Origin of the sequence: Rahnella inusitata (assembly GCF_003263515.1) — a bacterium.
GTDB lineage: Bacteria > Pseudomonadota > Gammaproteobacteria > Enterobacterales > Enterobacteriaceae > Rahnella > Rahnella inusitata.
In genome coordinates, this window is record NZ_JYDE01000003.1 from 1 (window position 1) to 8,323 (window position 8,323).

Annotated in this window: 8 protein-coding genes and 1 tRNA gene; 5 read left to right on the top strand and 4 right to left on the bottom strand. The window is 51.0% G+C overall.

The features are described 5' to 3' along the window. On the top strand, positions 1 to 345 hold a 345-nt coding region (locus tag TU92_RS02180; RefSeq protein WP_136627573.1), incomplete at its 5' end, for an NUDIX domain-containing protein. Between the two features lie 77 nt (positions 346 to 422). Here TU92_RS02180 and TU92_RS02185 read toward each other — a convergent pair. Next, positions 423 to 1,598: a DUF3298 domain-containing protein gene (locus tag TU92_RS02185; protein WP_112164339.1), complete on the bottom strand. Its 1,176-nt coding sequence runs from the start codon at positions 1,596 to 1,598 to the stop codon at positions 423 to 425. 267 nt (positions 1,599 to 1,865) lie between these two features. Here TU92_RS02185 and TU92_RS02190 point away from each other — a divergent pair, with 267 nt between their 5' ends. Next, positions 1,866 to 2,936, top strand: a complete 1,071-nt coding sequence (locus TU92_RS02190) for a DUF1176 domain-containing protein (RefSeq protein WP_112164340.1) — start codon at positions 1,866 to 1,868, stop codon at positions 2,934 to 2,936. An 80-nt stretch (positions 2,937 to 3,016) separates the two neighbouring features. On the opposite strand, the gene ybcJ is transcribed toward TU92_RS02190, so the two are convergent. After that, positions 3,017 to 3,238 carry a ribosome-associated protein YbcJ gene (gene ybcJ / locus TU92_RS02195; RefSeq protein ID WP_112164341.1) on the bottom strand — a complete coding sequence of 74 codons (222 nt, stop codon included), beginning with the start codon at positions 3,236 to 3,238 and terminating at the stop codon, positions 3,017 to 3,019. Between the two features lie 30 nt (positions 3,239 to 3,268). Next, entirely contained in the window at positions 3,269 to 4,141 is an 873-nt protein-coding gene (gene folD / locus TU92_RS02200) for a bifunctional methylenetetrahydrofolate dehydrogenase/methenyltetrahydrofolate cyclohydrolase FolD (RefSeq protein WP_112164342.1), read from the bottom strand. Between the two features lie 173 nt (positions 4,142 to 4,314). Here folD and TU92_RS02205 point away from each other — a divergent pair, with 173 nt between their 5' ends. The 3 genes from TU92_RS02205 to TU92_RS02215 all read left to right on the top strand — a co-directional run bounded on the left by TU92_RS02205 (position 4,315) and on the right by TU92_RS02215 (position 6,837). Next, positions 4,315 to 5,226, top strand: coding sequence for an L-lactate dehydrogenase (locus TU92_RS02205; RefSeq protein WP_112164343.1), 912 nt, complete (start codon positions 4,315 to 4,317; stop codon positions 5,224 to 5,226). Between the two features lie 145 nt (positions 5,227 to 5,371). After that, positions 5,372 to 5,448, top strand: a tRNA-Arg gene (locus tag TU92_RS02210). 174 nt (positions 5,449 to 5,622) lie between these two features. Further along, positions 5,623 to 6,837 (top strand): tyrosine-type recombinase/integrase, encoded by a 1,215-nt coding sequence (locus TU92_RS02215; RefSeq protein WP_112164344.1) that lies wholly within the window; start codon positions 5,623 to 5,625, stop codon positions 6,835 to 6,837. A 176-nt stretch (positions 6,838 to 7,013) separates the two neighbouring features. Here the strand turns inward: TU92_RS02215 and TU92_RS02220 are convergent, their stop codons facing one another. Continuing rightward, positions 7,014 to 8,267 (bottom strand): hypothetical protein, encoded by a 1,254-nt coding sequence (locus TU92_RS02220; protein WP_244207765.1) that lies wholly within the window; start codon positions 8,265 to 8,267, stop codon positions 7,014 to 7,016. Between the last annotated feature and the right edge of the window lie 56 nt (positions 8,268 to 8,323).

The window sequence follows — 8,323 nt, forward strand, 5'->3', positions numbered from 1 at the left end:
GGCATGCTGCTGGAAACCTGCGCCGGTCTGCTGGATAACGATTCGCCGGAAGACTGCATCCGTAAAGAGGCAATCGAAGAGACCGGTTTTGCGGTGGGTAAAGTCGATAAGCTGTTTGAGGCTTACATGTCACCGGGCAGTGTCACGGAGATCGTTCACTTCTTCGCGGCGCAGTACGACGAATCACAACGCCAGAACGCCGGTGGCGGGGTAGAGGATGAAGATATTGATGTTCTGGAAGTGCCGTTTGCCGAGGCGCTTGAGATGATCAAAGATGGCCGCATCAAAGACGGCAAAACCATCATGCTGTTGCAGCATGCGCAAATTCAGGGCTGGATGGCGTAACCGTTTTTGAAACACCAAAGTGATGAATGAAAAAGGCACCCGCGGGTGCCTTTAGTATTTTTGAGCGGGATAAACGTTTACTGAGCCGCTGCGACCGGCGCGCTGACTGCATGGCTTTTGATGGCTGACCATGGCAGAACCGACCATTCCGGACCTTCGCAGGATCGCAGAACTCGGGGGAATGACGGATCAAAATACAGCCCCTTCGGCGTGAAATACCACGCCGGGAACTGCCAGATCTCCGGCTGGGAGTAATCACAATCGTCATCACTCTCTTCGGTCGGTTTCTTCATTTCCTGCGGATAGGCCTCGGTCAGCTGTTTCACCAGCCACGGTGCCCATTTCTTGTCGCGGTACTCGGCGAACGTATCAAAATCCACATCATTTTTGCCGGTTGAGACGCCGTCTTCGGCATTGAGATAATGGAACGGCGCACCTTCTCCAACCCAGATCACATCTTCCAGCGTCAGCGATTCGGCGTTTTTAGCATTCATATTCACCGGCGCTTCACCAAAATCTGGATGCGCACCGCCACAGTCGTAAGACGTGAAAATACTGATGCTGACCACGTCATTGCTCAGGTATTTCGGCGTCACGGTCTGTAGATATTCACCTTTGCCGAACCGGCTGGCGCCCAGCATACACGCATGCCAGCCGCTGACTTCCTGCCACAGGCGGGCGCGCAGCTTTTGGTTGATCGCGTGCAGTTCAGATTCCGGATAACCCGAGGCAATTTCAAACAGTGTGATTTTGGATTGCGGCTCAGTCCACCACTGCAACTGATAGCCCATGAAGTTTTCGCTTTTACCGGCGGTCAGCTGCAGCCCGGAAAGGCGTAAAAACTCATAAGGCTCGGTGTGGGCCAGGGTAGCCAGCCAGGCATCATCCGCTGGTGAGGCGGGGATTTGCGCCGGTTGCAGTTTTACCGGCAGCGTTTTGCCCTGCGGATTGGTCCAGCTCCCTTGCCAGCCGCCTTTTTCATCTTTGGTCAGTGAAAGCTCAGGGCGCGGCGTATCGTCAAAATCATCCAGCCCTTCCTGAAGTTTGAGTTCCTGACCGTCCAGTGCGCCATTTAACGGCAGGTCCAGACGGTATTTCTGATAAAAGTAGCGACCCGTGACTTCATCGGGTTTATTTAAGTCCAGCTCGACGACAATAGCGGTTTTACCCAGCGTGCCGGAGTAGACCACCGGCGGCTCTTCCGCCAGCGCAGGCAATGCCAGCAGGGCTATCAACCAAATCCACAACTTCATCTGTTTCTCCCGGAGAAATGAACATCATCCTTTACGCCATTATTTTTTGTTATAGGCAACGGCGTGCGAAAGCCAGTGTACTGAAAGTTTTGTTACGCCACCATGACGGGATTTCTTTATTGTTAAAAATTATGCGTGACTCAAAAACCAACCGGCCGAGGTATCTCTTTCTAATTTCGAATAAAAAAATGCTGCTTTGTTAGCAGTCTCACTGGTGAGGTTACGCTATTATCAGGAAGATAACTTCGAGAAGAGCTGAACCTCATAATGAGCAGATGGATAACCGCCCCTTTATGCCTGCTGGCCGGAGTGCTGGCCTTTAGCGCCCAGGCCGAGCCAATGCAGGCCATGTACAACGACTGGCAGGTAAGCTGCGACAACCTGAACCACTGCGCCGCGCGCAACAGTCAGGACGGGCAGGAGCTGGTGATGAAAATCACCCGCGAAGCCGGGCCGGAAGGCAAATCGACAATCAGTATTGATTACCAGCGCAACAGCGATGAGCAAAGCGCCGACGCGCCAATGGCTAACCGGTTACAGATGAACGGTAAAACGCTCAGTTTTAATCACCGCGAATGGGATGTCAGTAAAAAACACCTCTCCAGCAGTAACCGTCTGGTGGTCAATGACTTCATCGCCGCAATTCGCGAAGGCAGCAGCATTCAGCTGGCTGGCAAAGCCGATCCCGCGCAACCGGTCAGGCCGATGATTTCGCTCAAAGGCCTGAAAGCCGCTTTGCTGGCCATTGACGATCGGCAGGGCCGCGTCGGCACTAAAACCGCTTGGGCGAACCGTGGCAACAAGCCGGTGAGCACCGTGCCGCCCGCCCCGGTTGCGCCGGTGTTGCCGCGCTTTAGCGAACCGCACGCGCTCTCCGAGTCGGAGATCTCCGCCATAACGCAGAACGCCGCGACCACCATCGAGAACAACGATTGCAGCCTCGATCCTTCCGAACGCGAAGTGCATATTTTCGCCCTCAGCAATGATAAAGCGCTGATGACCGTTAACTGCGATATGGGGGCCTATAACCTGTTCGCATTGGGATTCCTGGTGTCACGACAGGCTCCTTACAAAATGGAGAACCTGACGCTCAATATGCCGTTCAAACTGGGCGACGACGAACAGTCACTCGAGCTGATTAACGCGGATTTCGACCCAAAAACCGGCATGCTGTCGACTTATGATAAAGGGCGCGGGATTGGCGACTGTGGCGTATCTTCGCGCTGGGTGTTTGACGGTAAAGTGTTCAGGCTGGCGGCGTTCGCTTCCGAACCGGCCTGCGATGGCTACAGCATCGGCGGGGAATGGCCGGTACTGTGGGTCACTCAGAATCCGTAACTTTCTTTAGATCACAAAAATGCCCTGCAAGCATGACGCTTTCAGGGCATTTTCTTTTCTATCTTAAAGGGCTGTGAATATTATTCAGCAGACGCTTTAACGACGACCGTGTTGCTGGCAAATTCGACCTGCTGGTCGGCAACAATTTTGCAGCGTCTGCGGGTTTCGACTTTACCGTTGACCTTTACCTGGCCTTCGCTAATGACGGATTTCGCGCTACCGCCGCTGTCACACCAGCCCATAAATTTGAGCAGGTCGCAGAGTTCAACGTGCGGGTGCTTTTCGAGAAAAAAAGTTTCCATGTATTCCTGACTTTGTTTGGTACGAATGAATTAAGACTTAGTGGCGCTGATGTCGTGATATTCCTCACACGCCTGCAAGGTATTTTGAATCAGCGTCGCGACCGTCATCGGGCCAACTCCGCCCGGCACCGGTGTGATAAAGGAAGCGCGCTCAGCGGCGGCATCATATTCCACATCGCCGACAACTTTACCACTTTCCAGACGGTTAATACCGACATCAATAACAATCGCGCCCGGTTTAATCCATTCACCCGGAATAAAGCCCGGTTTACCGACGGCTACTACCACCAGATCGGCGTTTTCGACGTGATGACGCAGATTTTTGGTGAAGCGGTGCGTTACGGTCGTCGTACAACCGGCCAGCAGCAGCTCCATGCTCATCGGACGGCCCACAATGTTGGATGCGCCAATCACCACCGCATTCAGCCCGAAGGTATCAATGCCGTAGCGTTCGAGCAGGGTAACGATGCCACGCGGTGTGCAAGGGCGCAGGGTAGGCGCACGCTGACACAGACGGCCAACGTTATAAGGATGGAACCCGTCGACGTCTTTATCCGGATGAATGCTTTCCAAAACCTTGATGTTATCGATACCTGCTGGCAGCGGAAGCTGTACTAAAATACCGTCGATTTCGCCGTCGTTATTTAGTTGGTCGATGAGTTTGAGCAGTTCGCCTTCCGTGGTGGTGGCAGGCAAATCATACGAACGGGAGATAAACCCGACTTCTTCGCACGAGCGGCGTTTGCTGGCGACATAAATCTGCGAAGCCGGATTTTCACCCACCAGCACCACGGCCAGGCCAGGAGCACGTTTACCTTCCGCCAGTCGTTGTTGAACACGCGCTGCAACTTCGTTTCTGACTTGCTGCGCAATCGTTTTACCGTCAATAATCTTTGCTGCCATCAGGGAGTAAATCCATCAATTAATAAATGCAGGGGATGCGCCTATTTTGTCAGAAGCGGCGGGCGCTGTCAGGCGTTGAATGCGAATAACTTTGCTGAAGATTCACTGAGACAGTCTCCTTAAAAGTGTCTATTTTAGAAACAGGGCTTTTTGAATCATAAGGAAAGGAAACAATGACACGCAAAGTAGGGATTATCGGCGCAGGCCACGTGGGCGCAGACGTTGCATTTTCTTTGGTCACACAGGGTTTGTGCGACGTGATTGTTCTGCTGGATGAAGATGAGAGGAAAGCCGCCAGTCAGGCGCTGGAGTTGCGTGACATGGCTTCGCTGACCGCCTCGCGCGTGAAAGTAATCGCCAATGATTACAGCGAGTTGCAAGACGCCAACGTGCTGGTGATTGCCGTTGGCCCAAAAACGTTACTCCGTGAAGACCGCCTCGAAGAGTTAGCAGAGACCCGCGCCGCGGTGCGTGACATCATTCCCCGCGTGATCGGCAGCGGCTTTGGGGGTGTTATCGTCAATATCACCAATCCGTGCGACGTCATCACTCAGATTATTCAGCAGACCAGCGGTTTCCTGCATTCTCAGGTCTTCGGCACCGGCACGTCGCTTGACACCGCGCGCATGAAACGCGTTGTCGGCGAGTTCTTCGATATCGACCCGAAAAGCGTCACCGGCTACGTGATGGGCGAACACGGCGAATCACAGTTTGTCGCCTGGAGCACTGTCACGCTCGGCGGGCGTCCGGTCGCCGAGGTGGCGGGCAACCGTGACGTCGATTGGGCTAAAATGAATGACGCCGTGCGTGGCGGCGGCTGGGAAATTCTGCAAGGCAAAGGCTGGACCAGCTTCGGCATCGCTACCGCGACGGCACGTCTGGTGGACGCGATTTTGTCCGATGCGCACAGCGTGTATCCGGTTTCTGCTTGGGATGAAGGCCTGAACGTTTATATCGGCCAACCTGCGGTTATCGGCAAGCACGGCATCGTGCAGACCCTGCAACCGGAACTGACCGCCTACGAAGGCGTGGCCTATCATGCCTCGGCACGCGTAATTGCTGCGGCGCTTAAGTCAGAGAAATAAAGTACACGCCCCACATCCTGCCGCAGGGCAGCCGGGAAGAACGTCAAATTGTTCACGCATTAAGCAGAGAGATCGAAAGCCATTGACTCAACCCGGTCTGCCCGTATAATCCGAACCCGCAACGCTCCCGAATCGGGACAGCAATGCGCCCTTAGCTCAGTTGGATAGAGCAACGGCCTTCTAAGCCGTAGGTCACAGGTTCGAGCCCTGTAGGGCGTACCATTTTCAAGTCAATACACCTCTACTGAATTCGCTTTTTATCCCTTATACTCCCTGAAATTACTGAATTTTTCTGTCACGAGTTCTATCGAAGTCAACTCAGTTATACCTAAATCAAGTGGTATCTGGGGGCCTTTGAGGGGGCTCATCTCGTTCAATGGAAATTAGGGGCCCCTTATGCCACTAAATGCACGACAGATTGATACTGCAAAACCCAAAGAAAAAGAATACAAACTCACTGATGGCGGTGGCCTCTATCTGTTAGTAAAGCCTAACAGTGCGAAGTACTGGCGTATGAAGTATCGTTTTTTGGGTAAAGAGAAAAAGCTCTCTATTGGCGTTTATCCTGATATCTCTTTGGCTGATGCTCGCTTGAAGCGAGAGGAAGCACGGAAGATCATCGCTTTAGGTGGTGACCCTGGAGAGGAAAAGAAAGCAGAAAAACTGGCTCAAAAGGCCAATGTCGAAAATACCTTCAAGGCTATCGCGCTGGAATGGCATGAGTACAAACGGCCTAACTGGTCGAAAGGCTATGCTGAAGATCTGATGGAAGCGTTCGAGAACGATATCTTCCCTGATATTGGTAAACGTCCCATTGCTGAGATCAAACCGCTCGAAGTGCTCAGTTCGCTGCGTAAACTCGAAAAGCGGGGTGTACTCGATAAACTTCGTAAAATCCGCCAGGCCTGCAATCAGGTATTCCGCTATGCCATCGTCACCGGTAGAGCTGAAACAAACCCAGCTTCAGAACTAGCTAGTGCGCTGACTGCGCCTAAGTCTACCCATTATCCCCATCTGCTAGCTGATGAACTCCCTGATTTCTTGCAGGCTCTTGCCGCGTATTCTGGTAGTCCGATAACCCGACTGGCGACTCGAATTCTGATGTTGACCGGGGTTCGTACCGTCGAACTTCGCCAGGCTGAATGGAAAGAGTTTGATTTCGATAAACGGGTTTGGGAAGTCCCGGTCGAAAGGATGAAGATGCGTCGGCCGCATCTGGTCCCTCTATCCGATCAAGTTGTGGCATCACTTCGTGAGATCCAGGCTGTGACGGGCCGTTACAATCTGGTGTTCCCAGGCCGTAACGACATTACGAAACCGATGAGTGAAGCGAGTATTAATCAGGTGCTGAAACGGATTGGTTACCACGGGAAAGCTACGGGGCACGGTTTCCGGCACACGATGAGTACTATCCTTCATCAACAGGGGTATAACACGGCATGGATCGAGTTACAGCTTGCGCATGTGGATAAGAACACCATTCGCGGCACATACAACCATGCGCAGTATTTGGAGCAGCGTAGGGAGATGTTGCAGTGGTATGGGGATTATGTGGACAACCTAGAACTCGGTGGAAGTGTGGTTCATGGGAAGTTTGGGGGCCGAGCCTAAGTTAACGTGATTTTTCTTAATTAGATCAACAGTACTAGCGAAAGTGCTGGCACTGTTGGTTTCAGCGGCAATTTGTTTTTTTTGTTTCAGTGGGATAATGGAAGATAGCAGGTCATGGCGTAGAATAACCAACCATTATCCCCAGGAAATGAATGTCATTCAAATGCAGAAAACTGCTAGCTGTCTAATTTTAGACCGAAAATGATTAAGATTTCAGCTAGTGATCTTTCACATTCTGCTGCAATATGCGTAAAGTGTGCTCGAAGGTTTCCATGGTTAGTTCGCGCTTCAGAAATGGCTTTCTTCTTCTTTTCAGTAGATGCATGACCGCGCACTTCCGTGCGCAGAGCGTGCAGTTTCTGCATTGGTTGAACGAGTGTTTTTGCGTGTTCTTCTGTTGTTCCTTTTGCAATAAGCGCTTCTTGAAGTAAGCGTAGAGATCCCCACTTGGCTTCAATGATTCGGCCCCCATGTTTCGCGATCTCCCTTAATGGCTTTTGTAAAAAGCCTTCAACTAGATACTGATCGAGAGCAAGCACTTCATCACCCCATTCCTTAACCGAATCTGTTGCTGGATACTGAACAGCATCACTCAGAGTTGTACCTCGTGACTTCCACCAAGATGGCGGATTTTTGTCCATAACTAAAATCGTATGTTTTAGCACTCCCAACGGTTCATAGGACGAATACCAATCCCCTACAATATCCGTCTGAAATGCACGCTCTGAAATCGTTCCCTTTGGCCATTCGTTGAAGGATTGCCAATAGATCTGCTCTTCATAGGGTAATTTCGCCAAATCACCAATATATGCATGAACCTGCCCAGCCTCATTAATGTCGTAGGATTTTAAATACCATGCATTACGGCAAGCTATGCTTCTATCTTCGAAGGTAAATTTTTCTGGATCGGCCTTGAAGCGATGCAAAACCTCTGACCTAAAAAAAACGGGTGAAACTTCCCAAGGTAGCTCGGATTTCTGAAAGTAGTTAGATATAGAACTTGGGCTGCAAGATGTTTCAACATTACGGTTGTTTTTACGATCAAAAATTTTGAAAGTTGCGTATTTTCTCCTGGATGGATTCTCTTCATCCTTCCATGCTTTGACCAGATCGCGCAAGGACACTTGTGGACGTACGATCATAACACCATTGCAATAGCTGGCTTCACCATTAATTCCGCCGTGATAAAATAGACCCTCTTCTTCTTTATTGTATCTGTTGATATCTCCCCAGCCAGCGAAGTTACCCCATTTGACACGGGTGAAGTCAAATTTCAAGACAAGGCACGCTTTGGATAGCGTCATATATGTATCCAAATCCTTTCTTTGTATCGTGACAATATCCAGATAATTAAAAAATGTTGGTACCTTGTGTTGGGTAATCTTGATTACATCCTCAATATCACCTCGAGAGTCAAGATGTAGTGGCATAGTGAATTTGGCCACCTGAATAGAGGTGATATCATCACCTCATAGTCAAAACAGGT